14 protein-coding genes are annotated in these 15232 nt (G+C 71.4%); 9 read left to right on the top strand and 5 right to left on the bottom strand.

Annotated features, from left to right (window positions below):
- The first annotated feature begins 155 nt into the window (after window positions 1-155).
- A complete protein-coding gene (locus ACRWND_RS18640) occupies window positions 156-419 on the top strand; it encodes a DUF1876 domain-containing protein (protein ID WP_431950726.1) in 264 nt (87 codons plus the stop codon).
- A 118-nt stretch (window positions 420-537) separates the two neighbouring features.
- Window positions 538-1776 (top strand): LCP family protein, encoded by a 1239-nt coding sequence (locus ACRWND_RS18635; protein WP_431950724.1) that lies wholly within the window; start codon window positions 538-540, stop codon window positions 1774-1776.
- Window positions 1777-1880: 104 nt separating this feature from the next.
- On the opposite strand, the gene ACRWND_RS18630 is transcribed toward ACRWND_RS18635, so the two are convergent.
- Window positions 1881-2948: an LCP family protein gene (locus tag ACRWND_RS18630; protein ID WP_431950722.1), complete on the bottom strand. Its 1068-nt coding sequence runs from the start codon at window positions 2946-2948 to the stop codon at window positions 1881-1883.
- Window positions 2949-3127: 179 nt separating this feature from the next.
- On the opposite strand from ACRWND_RS18630, the gene ACRWND_RS18625 reads away from it, so the two are divergent.
- Both ACRWND_RS18625 and ACRWND_RS18620 read left to right on the top strand, forming a co-directional pair.
- Window positions 3128-4471, top strand: coding sequence for a UDP-glucose dehydrogenase family protein (locus ACRWND_RS18625; RefSeq protein WP_431950720.1), 1344 nt, complete (start codon window positions 3128-3130; stop codon window positions 4469-4471).
- 794 nt (window positions 4472-5265) lie between these two features.
- Entirely contained in the window at window positions 5266-6303 is a 1038-nt protein-coding gene (locus ACRWND_RS18620; RefSeq protein WP_431950718.1) for an amidohydrolase family protein, read from the top strand.
- A 321-nt stretch (window positions 6304-6624) separates the two neighbouring features.
- Here the strand turns inward: ACRWND_RS18620 and ACRWND_RS18615 are convergent, their stop codons facing one another.
- On the bottom strand, window positions 6625-8130 hold the full coding sequence (locus tag ACRWND_RS18615; protein WP_431950716.1) for a peptide MFS transporter: 1506 nt from the start codon (window positions 8128-8130) through the stop codon (window positions 6625-6627).
- Window positions 8131-8421: 291 nt separating this feature from the next.
- Between ACRWND_RS18615 and ACRWND_RS18610 the strand changes: the two genes are divergently transcribed.
- Both ACRWND_RS18610 and ACRWND_RS18605 read left to right on the top strand, forming a co-directional pair.
- A complete protein-coding gene (locus ACRWND_RS18610) occupies window positions 8422-9096 on the top strand; it encodes a response regulator transcription factor (protein WP_384282990.1) in 675 nt (224 codons plus the stop codon).
- A gap of 48 nt (window positions 9097-9144) precedes the next feature.
- A complete protein-coding gene (locus ACRWND_RS18605) occupies window positions 9145-10422 on the top strand; it encodes an ATP-binding protein (protein ID WP_431950713.1) in 1278 nt (425 codons plus the stop codon).
- A gap of 3 nt (window positions 10423-10425) precedes the next feature.
- Here ACRWND_RS18605 and ACRWND_RS18600 read toward each other — a convergent pair whose 3' ends face one another.
- A complete protein-coding gene (locus ACRWND_RS18600) occupies window positions 10426-11001 on the bottom strand; it encodes a GtrA family protein (RefSeq protein ID WP_431950711.1) in 576 nt (191 codons plus the stop codon).
- A gap of 106 nt (window positions 11002-11107) precedes the next feature.
- Here ACRWND_RS18600 and ACRWND_RS18595 point away from each other — a divergent pair, with 106 nt between their 5' ends.
- From ACRWND_RS18595 to ACRWND_RS18585, 3 genes are read left to right on the top strand one after another with little or no spacing between them, the layout of a single operon-like run.
- Window positions 11108-12247, top strand: coding sequence for a 5-(carboxyamino)imidazole ribonucleotide synthase (locus tag ACRWND_RS18595; RefSeq protein ID WP_431950709.1), 1140 nt, complete (start codon window positions 11108-11110; stop codon window positions 12245-12247).
- A 32-nt stretch (window positions 12248-12279) separates the two neighbouring features.
- Window positions 12280-12780 carry a 5-(carboxyamino)imidazole ribonucleotide mutase gene (gene purE / locus ACRWND_RS18590; protein WP_431950736.1) on the top strand — a complete coding sequence of 167 codons (501 nt, stop codon included), beginning with the start codon at window positions 12280-12282 and terminating at the stop codon, window positions 12778-12780.
- A 3-nt stretch (window positions 12781-12783) separates the two neighbouring features.
- Window positions 12784-13968: a dipeptidase gene (locus ACRWND_RS18585; protein ID WP_431950707.1), complete on the top strand. Its 1185-nt coding sequence runs from the start codon at window positions 12784-12786 to the stop codon at window positions 13966-13968.
- A 156-nt stretch (window positions 13969-14124) separates the two neighbouring features.
- Here ACRWND_RS18585 and ACRWND_RS18580 read toward each other — a convergent pair whose 3' ends face one another.
- Window positions 14125-14628 (bottom strand): ATP-binding protein, encoded by a 504-nt coding sequence (locus ACRWND_RS18580; protein ID WP_431950705.1) that lies wholly within the window; start codon window positions 14626-14628, stop codon window positions 14125-14127.
- Between the two features lie 139 nt (window positions 14629-14767).
- Window positions 14768-15136, bottom strand: a complete 369-nt coding sequence (locus ACRWND_RS18575) for an STAS domain-containing protein (RefSeq protein WP_431950703.1) — start codon at window positions 15134-15136, stop codon at window positions 14768-14770.
- Between the last annotated feature and the right edge of the window lie 96 nt (window positions 15137-15232).

The following is a 15232-nucleotide window of genomic DNA, read 5'->3' as shown; positions in this document are numbered from 1 at the left end:
CAGCACTGCCGCGCCTCGCTCACGCCGGGCGGCCTCCCCGACGCGGGCGCGCGAGGCCGCGGGAAGGCGCCGCCGGGCACACCTTGCCCGGCGGCCGGGCCGGGCGGATGCTGAGAAAGGGGCCGACGTCCTCGAGGTCCAAGGAGTGATCCGCCATGGAGAAGACGTGGACGATCAAGCTGTCCCTGGAGGAGGACGGCAACCGCACGGCCTGCACCGCCTCGCTCACCGGGGACGGCGCCCCGGGCGTGGTGGGCCACGGCTATTCCCGGCGCAATCCGCACGACGAGCCCGACATGCGCATAGGGGAGGACGTCGCCGCCTCCCGCGCGTGCTCCAACCTGGCGCACGAACTGCTGGAACAGGCCGCCGGGATGATCGAGACGCACACCAACTCCCCGACGCACCTCACCGGATGAGAGCGCACGGGCACCGTCGGTCACTCCGGTGCCGCGGTCCTGTGACCTTTGCATCAGCTCTGCTTCAGAAGCGCCACGGAAGCCCTGACGGGCCGCCCGGCAGGGCACACTGCGGTACATGAACGCATGGCCCGACGGTTGGTCCGACAACAGGAACCAGCGGCAGCAGCAGGTCTCCGAGCCTCCGCTGCCCCCCGAGCTGTCCCCGCGCCGTGCGGCGGCCGCTCCCGGCAGCGTGCCGCGCCAGCAGGCGTACGGCAGCGGCGTCCCCGGCCATGCGGGGCCGGGCGGCGGCGCCGGCGGCTACGACGGCTACGGCGGCGGCGGTTACGGCCCGCCGTCGACCGGCGGCCGCACCTCCCCCGCGGGCAGCCGCCAGCGGCGGGTCAAGATCGTCCTGGTCGGCCTGGTCGCCGTGGTCGCCGTCTGGTCGATCGGCACCTACTTCTGGGCGGACGGCAAGGTTCGCCGCGAGGTGGACCTGAACACGGTCATAGACCGCCCGGAGACCGGCAAGGGCACCAACTACCTCATCGTCGGCTCCGACAGTCGTGAGGGCCTGTCCAGCGAGCAGAAGAAGCAGCTGCACACCGGCTCCGCCGAAGGCAAGCGCACCGACTCGATGATGATCCTGCACGTCGGCGACAACGGGAACGCGCTGATCTCGCTGCCGCGCGACTCCTATGTGACGATCCCCGAGTTCAAGGGCTCCGAGTCGGGCAAGACCTTCCCCTCGCGCGGCAGGAACAAGCTCAACGCCGCCTACGCGATAGACGGGCCGACGCTGCTGGTCCGGACGGTCGAGTACAACACGGGCCTGCACATCGACCACTACGCGGAGATCGGCTTCGCCGGCTTCGCGAACCTCGTCGACGCGGCCGGCGGTGTCGAACTGGACATCCCCCGCAACATCGACGACAAGAACTCGGGCCTGCACATCAAGAAGGGCAAGCAGACCCTGAACGGTGACGAGGCCCTTGCCTTCGTCCGCCAGCGCTACCAGGAGGCCGAGGGCGACCTGGGTCGCACCAAGAACCAGCAGAAGTTCCTCGCCGCGCTGGCGAGCCAGACGGCCACGCCGGGCACCGTCCTCAACCCGTTCAAGCTCTACCCGACCATGGGAGCGGGCCTGGACACGCTGATCGTCGACAAGGACATGAGCCTGTGGGACCTGGCGTCGATGTTCTGGGCCATGAAGAGCGTCTCCGGCGGTGACGGCGTCTCGATGAACATGCCGACCTCGGGCTCGATCGGCACCAACGTGGGCAGCGCGCTCAAGTGGGACATGCCGAAGGTCAAGCAGCTCGTCTCGGAGCTGAAGAACGACGACAAGGTCACGGTCGCGCCGGACTCCTGACCTCCCGCGAGGAGCGCGAAGAGCAACGCGAAGAGCAAGAAGACCGAAGGGCCGGCCGGGCGCGGTGAACGCGCCCGGCCGGCCCCTTCGCTCGTCCTGCCGTCTCAGGGCGTGGAGGAGCCCAGACGGTCGAGGGAGTGGTTCGCCACGTAGTCGGCCATCGTGTCGTTGCGCATGGCCTCCCACAGCTGCTCGCTGCCGTTCTCGTCGAGCAGCACCACCGACTGGCCCTTGATCATGTCGAGTCCGCCGACCGGGGCGTTCATGAAGACCATGTCGCCCGCGCGCACCCCGCGCATGCTCCACATCAGGTCGCGCAGCGCTCCGTCGGAGAGCCGGTCGTCGACGCTGACCACCCCGGTGACGCGGTCCAGCAGCTCCTTGGCCTTGACCGGGTTGCTCATCGCGTCCTTGGTCAGCGTCTTGGCGATCACCGCGCGCAGGAAGGCCTGCTGGCGGTGGGTGCGGTCCAGGTCCCCGCGCGGCAGGTTGTAGCGCTCGCGGACGTACTTCAGGGCCTCCTCGCCGTTCATGTGCTTCCCGGCCAGGTCCACGCCGCCGATGTCGTCGGTGAGGGTCTTGAAGCCGCTCCAGTCGATGACCGCGAGGTGGTCCACCTTCACGTCGGTGAGCCGCTGCACTGTGTCGATCAGCAGCGGCGGTCCGCCCCAGGAGAAGGCGGCGTTCAGCTTGGCCTTGCCGTTCCCCGGGATCGAGACCCAGCTGTCGCGGGGCAGCGAGACGACGTACGCGTGCTTGTGGTCGGCCGGCAGGTGCACCAGCATCATCGTGTCGCTGCGCTGGGCGCCGCGCTTCCACTCCGGGGCCTGGGCGTCGCGGCCGGTGGTCGGCAGGTCGGAGCGGGCGTCCACACCGACCAGGAGGAACGTTTCACCGCCCTTGGCGGCCTGCGGCTGCTCGCTCTCGGGCACGTTCGTCGGGAAGACGTTGGGGATGCGGTCCACCTTGCCGGTGTAGTGGTCCACCGCCCACCACAGGCTCCCGGCCACCCCCAGCACCCCCACGGCCAGCAGGACCAGCGCGCCGAGCAGCACCCGCCGGGCGCGGCCCCGCCTCCTGCGGGCCGGGTCCGCCGCCTTCCCCGCCGCCGCGTCCGTCTCCGTTTCCGCGACCGACGCCTTCTCGTGGCCGACCGGATCCGCTGTCGTCATCGTTCACCCCCATCATGCGCACCCGCTCCCCACGCGTGCGTCGGGGGCATTGTGGCGCGTGGGACGGTGCCGTGGCCATTCCCGGGCCGTCTTCCGTACCCGCACCGGGGGAACCGGAACGCCGCCCGGGGCTATGCTCAACATCGCAATCAGGCCTCGACCTGGGAGGGACCCTCGGCATGGCGCTCAAGCTCACCGTGATCGGCACCGGCTACCTCGGCGCCACGCACGCCGCTGCGATGGCCGAGCTGGGCTTCGAGGTACTGGGCCTGGACATCGACCCCGCCAAGATCGAGACCCTCTCCGCCGGCCGCGTGCCGATGTACGAACCGGGTCTGGAGGAGTTGCTGCGCCGCCACGTCGCGGGCCTGCCGGACTCCAGCGGGCGGCTGCGCTTCACCACCTCCTGGGAGGAGGTCGCCGCCTTCGGCGACGTCCACTTCGTCTGCGTGAACACCCCCCAGAAGCACGGCGAGTACGCCTGCGACATGAGCTATGTCGACAACGCCTTCGCGTCGCTCGCCCCCCACCTGGAGCGGCCTGCGCTCGTCGTCGGCAAGTCGACCGTGCCGGTCGGCAGCGCCGCCCGGCTGGCGGCCCGCCTGGCCGAGCTCGCCCCCGCCGGGGACCGGGCGGAGCTGGCGTGGAACCCCGAGTTCCTGCGCGAGGGCTTCGCGGTCGAGGACACCCTCCACCCCGACCGCATCGTCGTCGGCGTCGCCTCCGAACACGCCGAGAAGCTGCTGCGCGAGATCTACGCGACCCCCGTCGGCGAGGGCACGCCCTTCGTCGTCGCGGACTACCCGACCGCGGAACTGGTCAAGACGGCGGCCAACGCGTTCCTCGCCACGAAGATCTCCTTCATCAACGCCATGGCCGAGGTCAGCGAGGCGGCCGGCGGGGACGTGGTGAAGCTCGCCGAGGCCATCGGGCACGACGAGCGGATCGGCAAGAAGTTCCTGCGCGCCGGCATCGGCTTCGGCGGCGGCTGCCTGCCCAAGGACATCCGCGCCTTCATGGCCCGGGCCGGGGAGCTCGGCGCGGACCAGGCGCTCACGTTCCTGCGCGAGGTCGACTCCATCAACATGCGCCGCCGCGCCCACATGGTCGAGCTCGCCCGCGAGGCCTGCGGCGGCAGCGGCTTCCTCGGCAAGCGGATCGCGGTGCTCGGCGCGGCCTTCAAGCCCGACTCCGACGACGTGCGGGACTCCCCCGCGCTGAACGTCGCCGGGCAGATCCATCTCCAGGGCGGCCAGGTCACCGTGTACGACCCCAAGGCGATGGGGAACGCGCGGCGCGTCTTCCCGACGCTCGGATACGCCCCGAGCGCCCTGGAGGCGGTCCGCGGGGCCGACGTCGTGCTGCACCTGACGGAGTGGCGGGAGTTCCGGGAGCTCGATCCGGAGGCGCTCGGCGCGGTGGCCCGCGGGCGGCACGTCATCGACGGTCGGAACGCGCTGGACCCGGCAGGGTGGCGTGAGGCCGGGTGGACGTTCCGCGCCATGGGGCGCCCGAGCGCGTAGGGGGCGTTGCCCCCGTCGTGCGGGGTGTGTGTGGTGGTGGGCCTTTCCCGCCCTCCCACCGGCGCCCGGGCGCGCGGTCAGTGCGGGCCGCGCGGGTTCGTCGGTGCGGGCGGTACGTGTCGGGCCCCGGGACACCGCACACCCATAGGCCGCACCGTCCGGAGCATCCACCCACCCCCGGCCTTCGGCCGGGGGTGCCCCGCCTCCCCACCCCCTTCCGTGCCGCCAGGCGCGCGACCCCCGGTGGGGGCGGCGAGGTCGACGCCCGCCACCCCGCACCACTGCCCCACCGACCGTCGCCGGCCGGCGGATGGCCGCCGCGCGCATCAGGTGATCCCGTACGCGCTCACTCACTGTTCGCCGGCCCAGTAACAGGCCGAGCGCCGCGGACTCCGCGAGAAACAGGGCTCGGCCCTCCCCGCTCAGGCAGCGCACCCTGCGCGACCTCGGCGCGCCGATCCCTCGGTGTCCTTGGTCGCGGCCCGCAGGTGTGCGGCAGGAGCCCGGAAGGCGCCGCTGGGACCGGTCGGGTGCAGCGCGGGGCCGTCCCTTCAGTTCCTTGACGGATCGTCAGGCAGGGAAGCGACCCGAACAGCCAAGAACAGCGGGTGGTCGGAGCCCGGCGGTGCGAGAGGCCGCCCAGGTGGCGAACGGGTCGCGGCTTCCCGCCCTGGCAGGCGGGTCGGGGCCGGAACGGGGCAATATCATTGATATCACTCTTGCGATTCCAGCGACAATATCGATGGTATCGTTCGGCGAGTCCCACTGAGAACGCCCATGCGAGGAGAACCGTCATGTCCGACCGTCTGCGGATCATCGGGGTGGAGGAGACCGTCGTCGTACCGGCCGTCCATGAGGCGTATCGGCGGGCCGGGTCGCCGCGGATCCCCGCCCGCGGCTTCGGCGACAACCCCGTCGCGAAGAACCTGCGCGAGGTCGGCGAGCGGCGGCTGGCCCACATGGACGACCAGGGCATCGACGTCGCCGTGCTCTCCTTGTCGTCCCCGGGTGTGCAGGACCTGTCCGAGGCCGACGCGGTCGCGGTGGCCCGCGAGGCCAACGACCAGCTTTCCGAGATCGTCGCCTCCCGGCCCGACCGCTTCCAGGCGTTCGCCGCGATTCCCACCCAGTCGCCGGCCGCGGCCGCGGCCGAACTGGAGCGCGCCGTGTGCGAGCTGGGCTTTCCCGGAGCCATGCTGTACGGGCGTACCGGGGACAAGCTGGCCGACCACCCGGACAACGACGAGCTGTACGCCATGGCCGAGCGGCTGGCCGTGCCGCTGCACTTCCACCCGCAGACACCGGTTCAGCCCGTCATCGACGCCTACTACTCCGACCTCCCCGAGCCCATGGGCCCCGTCCTGGCCGGAGCCGGGCTCGGCTGGTACTACGACCTCGGAGTCCAGTACCTGCGCATGATCTTCTCGGGAGTCTTCGACCGGTTCCCCGACCTACAGGTGATCGCCGGGCACTGGGGCGAGGTCACGCTGTTCTACCTCGACCACACCGGCTTCTTCGGCGAGGCAGGCCGCCTGCGCCAGCCGTTGGCGGACTACTTCAAGCGGAACTTCTGGGTCGCCGGCAGCGGCACCAACAGCCCCCGCTACCTGCGCTGGACCGCCGAGGTGATGGGCACCGACCGAATGCTCTACTCCACCGACTACCCCTTCACCTACGGCTTCCGCCCCGGCGGTTTCCCCTACGTCGACACCAGCAACGGTGAAGCCCGCTCCTTCCTGGAGAACTCGCCCTTCACCGACGAGCAGAAGGCCGACATCGGCCACCGCAACTGGGAACGCCTCACCGCCCGCGCCAAGCGCCCGACGGTCTGAAGCAAGCCCCCAGGGCCCGTACGGCGACACGGCTCGAGGTCCATGCCGCCCGCCTGTCCGCCGGACCTCGTCCTCGGCGTCTTCATGGCCGGCACGACCAGGCGTCACCCTGACAAGCCGAAGTCGGCAACGGCCGGACACCTTCGGCCGCCGCCGGCCGCCTGCGCTTCGCCGGGCGACCGAGCAGCTGCAGGGGGACGGGCAGGTGCGGTGCCGTGCCCCCGAGGGCCTGAGGACGTTCCGCGCACCACCCCCGACCCCGCAACCCCGGCCGCAGACGCACCCGCACACCGGCAACGCCCAAAGAGCCCGGCGCAGCCGTCAGTGGACGTCGCCCATGAGGCGGATGACCCGCTTGCGGTACAGCACGAAGCCCACGCCCGCGGCCAGCGCCACGCCTCCCTGAACCGCGAAGGAGGCCTCCGACAGGAAGGCGTCGCCGATGAGCAGCTGCAGGATCGCTGCCACGCAGTCGCCCGCCGTGACGGCGAGGAACCACAGGCCCATCATCTGGCCGGCGTACTTGACCGGGGCCAGCTTGGTGGTGACCGACAGCCCCACCGGGGACAGGCACAGCTCGGCGGTCGTCTGGATGAGGTAGACCACTGCCAGCCACAGCGGGGTGACCTTCACGTCCCCCGACGCGGCGGCCTGGGCGAGCATCATCACCACGAAGGAGACACCGATGCCGCCGACGCCGAGGGCGAACTTCACGGTCGTGCTGGGGTTCCTGCGGCCCAGGGTCGTCCACAGGGCCGCGAAGACCGGGGCGAGCGCCATCACGAACAGCGGGTTCAGCGACTGGAACCAGCTCTCGGGGAAGTCGAAGCCCCACAGGGTGGACGCGGTGTGGTCGGAGGCGAAGACCGTCAGGGTCGAACCGGACTGGTCGTAGATCATCCAGAAGACGGCGGCCACGACGAAGAACCAGATGTAGCCGCTGACCTTGGCCTTCTCGTCGGCGGTGAGCTCCTGGTCGCGGCGGATGCGGGTGAAGTAGTACGCCGGCAGGGCCAGCCCCAGCAGGGAGAGCGGCCAGAGCACCCAGTTGATCGTGAAGTGGCCGGTGAAGGTGACCACGCCGTAGAAGACCACCGCGGCGGCCAGCCAGAGCAGCGCCTTCTTCATCAGGCCCGCGCGCCCGGCGGCGTCCAGCGGTGTGGGGACGACGCTGGAGACCGGGGCGAGGTGCTTGGTGCCGATGAGGAACTGGGCCAGGCCCAGCGCCATGCCGACACCGGCCATGGCGAAGCCCAGGTGCCAGTCGACCTTCTGGCCGACGGTGCCGATGGCCAGCGGTGCGAGGAAGGCGCCGAGGTTGATGCCGATGTAGAAGATCGTGAAGCCGCCGTCCCGGCGCGGGTCGCTGCGGTCCGGGTAGAGCTGGCCGACCATCGTCGAGATGTTCGACTTCAGCAGGCCGGAGCCCACCGCGATGAAGACCAGGCCGACGAAGAACGACGCCTTCACGGGCACGGCCAGCAGGAAGTGCCCGATCATGATGATCGTACCGCCGATGGCGACCGTGCGGCGCGGGCCCCAGAGGCGGTCGGCGAACCAGCCGCCCGGCATCGCCAGCAGGTACACCGTGGCGGTGTAGACGCTGTAGATCGCGCCGGCGGTGGCGGCCTTCATGCCGAGCCCGCCGTCCGCGACCGAGGCCGTCAGGTAGAGGACGAGCAGGGCCCTCATCCCGTAGTAGCTGAAGCGCTCCCACGTCTCGGTCATGAAGAGGGTGGCCAGACCGCGAGGGTGGCCGAGGAAGGTCGTGCCGCCGTCCGCAGGGGTGCCCTGCGGGCCGACGTCCTTCGTCAGGCTGGACGCCATGGACTTTCCTTGCTGCTCTGGACGCGCGAGCGGTGCGCGTCCGGGTGGCGGTGTGACCGGCTGGGCGCGCGGGGCCCACAGGTCATGGACTGACATGCTGATGGGGACCGGACACGAACAAAAAGGGGCCTTCGTCGCTTGGCGTACGGCAAAGGTCCCTTGGAGTGACTCGGGCTTTTGGTTGCTTTACGGGAGGCACTGTATGTGCTAAAAGATGTGATTTGAGGTGTACCTCACAACGGTCGCCGCCGGACCGGCGTGCGCTTTCTCCAAGCGGACTACCATCAGCCCATGACCCGCGTACTGCTCGCCGAGGACGACGCATCCATCTCGGAACCGCTCGCACGCGCGCTGCGCCGCGAAGGGTACGAGGTCGAGGTGCGCGAGGACGGACCCGCGGCGCTCGAAGCCGCCCTCCTCGGCTCCTTCGATCTTCTGGTGCTCGACCTGGGACTGCCCGGAATGGACGGGCTGGAGGTGTGCAGAAGGCTGCGCACCGAAGGCCATGGCTTCCCGGTGCTGGTGCTCACCGCCCGCGCCGACGAGGTGGACACGGTGGTCGGCCTGGACGCCGGCGCCGACGACTACGTGACCAAGCCCTTCCGGCTGGCCGAGCTGCTGGCCCGGGTGCGGGCGCTGCTGCGGCGCGGCACCACCGAGGCCCAGCAGCCCTCCACCCAGGGGGTGCGGATCGACGTGGAGTCGCACCGCGCGTGGATGGGTGACGAGGAACTGCAGTTGACCGCGAAGGAGTTCGATCTCCTGCGGGTGCTGGTCCGGGACGCCGGCCGAGTGGTCACCAGGGAGCAGCTGATGCGCGAGGTGTGGGACACCACCTGGTGGTCCTCCACCAAGACGCTGGACATGCACATCTCGTGGCTGCGCAAGAAGCTCGGCGACGATGCGGCTGCCCCCCGCTACATCTCCACGGTGCGCGGGGTCGGCTTCCGGTTCGAGAAGAACTGAGGACAACCGGCACGCCCGCAGCCCCGCGCGGTCTGAGACGCTTCACTCATGCGCCGCCGTCTCATCCAGTCCACGCTCGCCGTCGTGCTTGTCGTCATCGCCGTCTTCGGGGTGTCCCTCGTGCTGGTGGAGGCGCGGACGATCGAGAACAGCGCCCGCGAGAGCGTGGACTCCGAGGCGGTGCGGCTGGTCGGCATCGTCGAGAGCAGGATGACCGGCGAGGAGCCGATCAGCCGCGAGGTGCTGGCCCAGCAGATCGCGCCCGGGCGCTACGCGCTGGTGAAGATCCCCGGCGAGGAGCCGATCAGCATCGGCGCCAGGCCCACCGGCCAGGTGATCTCCTCCCTGCAGAGCGGCGAGCACGGCGAGACCGTCACCGTCGAGGAGTCCCGCAGCAAGGTGAGCCAGGAGATCGGCCGCACCCTGCTGATCATCCTCGCCGTGGCGCTGCTGGCGGTGCTGGCCGCCGTCGTCCTCGCGGTGCGCCAGGCGCGCCGGCTCGGCAGCCCGCTGACCGACCTCGCGGAGACCGCGGAGCGCCTGGGGTCCGGCGACCCCAGGCCGCGGCACCGGCGCTACGGGGTACCGGAGCTGGACCGGGTCGCGGACGTGCTGGACCGCAGCGCCGAGCGGATCGCCCGGATGCTCACCGCCGAGCGGAGGCTGGCGGCGGACGCCTCGCACCAGCTGCGGACCCCGCTGACGGCGCTGTCGATGCGGCTGGAGGAGATCATCGCCACGGCCGAGGACGAGGACGCCGTCAAGGAGGAGGCGACGATCGCACTCGGTCAGGTGGAACGGCTCACGGACGTCGTGCAGCGGCTGCTCACCAACGCGCGGGACCCGCGGACGGGCTCCGCGGTCGTGTTCGACATCGACGACGTGATCAAGCAGCAGGTGGAGGAGTGGCGCCCGGCGTACCGCAGCGCGTGCCGGGCCATCACCGCCACGGGCGAGAAGCGGCTGCGCGCGGTCGGCACCCCCGGGGCGGTCGCCCAAGTGCTGGCCACACTGATCGAGAACGGTCTGATGCACGGCTCCGGCACGGTCGCGATCTCCACCCGGGTCACCGGGACGCAGGTCGTGGTCGAGGTCACGGACGAGGGCCAGGGCGTGCCTCCGGAGCTGGGGGCGCGGGTCTTCGAGCGCACGGTCAGCGGCCGCAACTCCACCGGCATCGGCCTCGCGGTCGCCCGCGACCTGGCGGAGGCCGACGGGGGCCGGCTGGAGCTGCTGCAGCAGCGTCCACCGGTCTTCGCGCTCTTCCTGGCGCGCGAGGACCAGGTCGTCGTCCGCCGGGGCGACGGCGGCGGCAAGCCCCGCTAGGCGTCAGCGCGCGGACGAGCGGGCGCCCGGGGAGCCCGTCGGGGCGATCCGTGCGCCCGCCGGGGCGCCGGGGGTCTCGCCCTCCTGTCCGGCCAGGAACGATTCTGCACCCGGCGCGGTCTCCGGGACGGGCAGCGCCTTGAACACCCAGCTGCGGTAGGACCAGAAGCGGAACAGGGTGGCCACGCCGATGCCGATGAACTTGAAGACGTTGCTCTGCAGCGGGCTGTCCCAGCCGAAGGTGTAGGTCGCCGTGTAGAGCACCCCGTTCTCGATCACCAGGCCCACCGCGCTGAACGCCAGGAACAAGGTGAGCTCGCGCGTGCGGCCCGACTTGTCGCGGTCGCGGTAGGTGAAGTAGCGGAACCCGAGGTAGTTGAAGGCGATCGCGACGACGGTCGCGATGATGCCGGCCCTCACCACCTGGAGGTCGGTGACGTGCCGCACGAGGTTGAAGGCCGCGATGTTGACCAGCACCCCCGCCCCACCGACCGCGCCGAACTTGGCGATCTCGCGGGTCACCGCCGTCAGCCGGTTCCGCAGTCCTGCCCGGGTGGTGGACCCGGTCGCACCGTCCATGTGATCGTTCGGCCCCGTCTGTGTCTGGTCTCAGACCTTCATGCTATCCGGGCCCCTCGGGGGACGGCGGTCGGAGTGTGGTTCGCGCCCGGATATCCTGGTCACCGTGACATTTCCTGTAGTCGGCATGATCGGCGGCGGCCAGCTCGCCCGTATGACCCACGAGGCGGGCATTCCGCTCGGCATCAGGTTCAAGCTCCTCAGTGACACGCCCGCGGACTCCGCGGCCCTGGTCGCCGGTGAGGTCGTGGTGGGTGACTACCGCGACCTCGACACGCTGCGCGCCTTCGCCGCCGGCTGCGACGTGATCACCTTCGATCACGAGCACGTCCCCACCGAGCACCTGCGGGCGCTGGAGGCCGACGGCATCGCCGTCCGCCCCGGGCCCGACGCGCTGGTGCACGCCCAGGACAAGGGCGTGATGCGGGCCAGGCTCGACGCGATCGGCGTGCCCTGCCCACGGCACCGCATCGTCTCCGACCCGGCCGACGTGACGCGCTTCGCCGAGGAAGGCGAGGGGTACCCCGTCGTGCTCAAGACGGTGCGCGGCGGCTACGACGGCAAGGGCGTGTGGGTCGTCCGCGACGAGGCCGCGGCCGCCGAGCCGTTCCGGGCAGGCGTGCCGGTGCTGGCAGAGGAGAAGGTCGACTTCGCTCGGGAGCTGGCGGCCAACGTGGTGCGCTCCCCGCACGGGCAGGCGGTCGCCTACCCGGTGGTGGAGTCGATCCAGGTCGACGGCGTGTGCGACACGGTGATCGCCCCGGCGCCCGAGCTGGCCGAGGCCCTGTCGGCGGAGGCCCAGCGACTCGCGCTGACCATAGCCGAGGAGCTGGGCGTGGTGGGACACCTCGCGGTGGAGCTCTTCGAGACCCGGGACGGCCGGCTCCTCGTCAACGAGCTGGCCATGCGCCCGCACAACAGCGGCCACTGGACCCAGGACGGCGCCGTGACCTCGCAGTTCGCCAACCACCTGCGCGCGGTCCTGGACCTGCCGCTGGGCGATCCGCGCCCGCGCCAGCCCTGGACGGTGATGGCCAACGTGCTCGGCGGCGACTACCCCGACATGTACTCGGCGTATCTGCACTGCATGGCGCGCGACCCGCAGCTCAAGATCCACATGTACGGCAAGGACGTGAAGCCCGGCCGCAAGGTGGGCCATGTCAACACCTACGGCGACGACCTGGCCGAGGTGCGCGAGCGCGCCCGGCACGCCGCCGACTACCTGCGAGGGACGATCCAAGAGTGAGCAATCCCGCTGGGCCGCTGGTCGGCATCGTGATGGGTTCCGACTCCGACTGGCCGGTCATGGAGGCCGCCGCGCAGGCACTGGACGAGTTCGAGGTGCCGTACGAGGTCGACGTCGTCTCCGCTCACCGCATGCCGCGCGAGATGGTCGCGTACGGCGAGCAGGCCGCCGAGCGCGGCCTCAAGGCGATCATCGCGGGCGCCGGCGGCGCCGCGCACCTGCCCGGAATGCTGGCGTCGGTGACGCCGCTGCCGGTGATCGGGGTGCCCGTGCCGCTGAAGTACCTGGACGGCATGGACTCGCTGCTGTCCATCGTGCAGATGCCCGCCGGCGTCCCGGTCGCCACCGTCTCGGTGGCCGGCGCGCGCAACGCGGGGCTGCTTGCGGTGCGCATGCTCGCCGCACACGACTCCGAACTGCTGGAGCGCATGCGGCACTTCCAGGAGGAGCTGAACCAGCAGGCGACCGAGAAGGGCAAACGCCTGCGTGCCAAGGTGGAGGGGTCGGCCGGCTTCGGTTTCGGAGGTAAGTAAGCCATGGACCTGCTCGCACGCGCACAGGAGCTGCTCAGCGCCCACCCGGTGGTGGACGGCCACAACGACCTCCCGTGGCGGCTGCGCGAGCAGGTCCGCTACGACCTCGAGCGGCGGGACATCGCCGGCGACCAGTCCACCCATCTGCACACCGACATCCCCCGGCTGCGGGCGGGCCGTGTCGGCGCGCAGTTCTGGTCGGTGTACGTCCGCACCGACCTCACCGGGGGCGACGCCGTCACCGCCGTCCTGGAGCAGATCGACTGCGTGCTGCGGCTGGTGGACCGGCACCCGGACGCGCTGCGGCTCGCGGTGACGGCGGACGACATGGAGGCCGCCCGCGCCGAGGGGCGCATCGCCTCCCTCATGGGCGCCGAGGGTGGGCACAGCATCGCAAACTCCCTCGGGGTGCTGCGGATGCTGCACACGCTGGGCGTGCGGTACATGACGCTCACCCACAACGACACCATCGACTGGGCGGACTCCGCCACGGACGAGGCCCGGCACGGCGGTCTGACCGCGTTCGGCGAGGAGGTCGTCCGCGAGATGAACCGCCTCGGCATGCTGGTCGACCTGTCCCACGTCTCGCCGGGGACGATGCGGGCGGCGCTGCGCGTCAGCGAGGCCCCGGTGCTCTTCTCGCACTCCTCCTCACGCGCCGTCTGCGACCACGTCCGCAACATCCCCGACGACGTCCTGGAACAGCTGCCCCGCAACGGGGGCGTCGCGATGGCCACCTTCGTGCCGCAGTTCATCCTGCCGGCGGCGGCGCAGTGGATCGTCGGCGCGAACGAGAACATGAAGGCCCACGGCCTGCACCCGCTCGACCAGTCCCCGAAGGCGCGGGCCGTCCACGAGGCCTACGCGGAGCGGCACCCCCGGCCGGTCGCGGACATCGGCACCGTCGCGGACCACCTCGACCACATGCGCGAGGTCGCCGGCGTCGACCACCTCGGCCTCGGGGGCGACTACGACGGCGTCGCCTACCTCCCCGAGGGCCTGGACGACGTCTCGGGCTACCCGCGGCTGTTCGCCGAACTCCTGCGCCGGGGCTGGTCCGGGGACGACCTCGGGAAGCTGGCGTGGCGGAACGCCGTCCGGGTGCTGCGCGACGCCGAATCGGTGGCGGCGGGACTCGTGGGCAAGCGCGGTCCCTCCACGGCCTGCATCGAGGACCTGGACGGCTAGGCGCCGGCTGGGCGCCGTCACACGACCGCCCCGGGCCGCGCCTCTGCGTCGCCGGCCCGGCCGGTGGTGTGCCGGGCTGTGCTGGACACGGGCGCTGTGCGGGGCGGTGGCCCGGCCTGCACCCGGGTGGGCCGCCGTTCAGGCGGGGGCGGTGGTTCAGGCGGGGGCGGCGACCTCGGCCCACACCGTCTTGCCCGGCCGGCCGTCGCCGTGGCGGACGACCCCCCAGTCCAGGCAGAGCCGCTGCACTATGAACATCCCGTGCCCGCCCGGCCGTCCGGCCCGGTGCGGAGTGCGCGGGGCGGGGCTGCCGACGCCACCGTCGGCGACCTCCAGACGCAGCGCCTTGGCCCGCCGGAACAGCCGGAGCTCCTCCGGGCCGCCCGCGTGCAGGCAGGCGTTCGTCACCAGTTCCGAGACCACGAGCAGGACGTCCTCGGCGGCCGCACGGCGATCGGCGGTCTCGGCCGGCAGCCAGCCCCACTCCTGGAGGGCCTCCCGAGTGAAGTCACGGGCGCTGGGCACCACGCCGGCCACGTCGGCCAGCGACAGCCTGCGTACCTCGGCGTCGGCGTTCCGGCCCCGGGTGTGCGGCGGCTCGGCCGCACCGCCCGGGTCCGGGCCGCGGTCGTCGGCCGCAGGGGGCCGGGTGGTGCTCATCAGCGCCTCCACTCACCGATGTCCGCCAGTATCCGAAGTGATCCCGAGGTCTCTCCTGCCCGGGTCGCTCCGGTGAACACCTCCGGAGCGGACGAACCAGGGCATGCCACGGCGACGCCGTGGACGGACGCCGCGGAGGTCATTCCCTGAGCGCGTCGTCCAGAGAGTCGTGGACGATGAACACGGCCTCGGCGCCGGTGATGGCGAAGACCTTGGCCACGGCCGGCCGCATCCCGGCCAGATGGACCGCGCCGCCCGCGGCCTCGGCCTTCAGCCTGGTGCCGAGCAGGACGTTGAGTCCGGTGGAGTCGCAGAACTCCAGGTGCGCGCAGTCGACCACGAGGCTGCCGAAGCCCTCCTCGACCAGCGCGTCGAGCGGCTCGCGCAGCAGGTCGGCGGTGTGGTGGTCGAGCTCGCCCGCGGGCGCCACGACAGCGGTCGCTCCGTGCCGCGTAACGGAAACGTGCAGCCGGTCACGCCCGGCGGTGTCGACCGTTTCGCGGTCCATGCGCGCTCCTCCCGGACGTCTCGGCGGTCTGCATCACCGCACCCTACACCCGGGTGGTTGTCGCTCCGATGGCGGTGCGGGATCGGTTACCCCCAG

The organism is Actinacidiphila sp. bgisy167, assembly GCF_965342175.1.
Lineage (GTDB): Bacteria > Actinomycetota > Actinomycetes > Streptomycetales > Streptomycetaceae > Actinacidiphila.
This window is presented reverse-complemented; position numbering and strand designations above follow the sequence as displayed.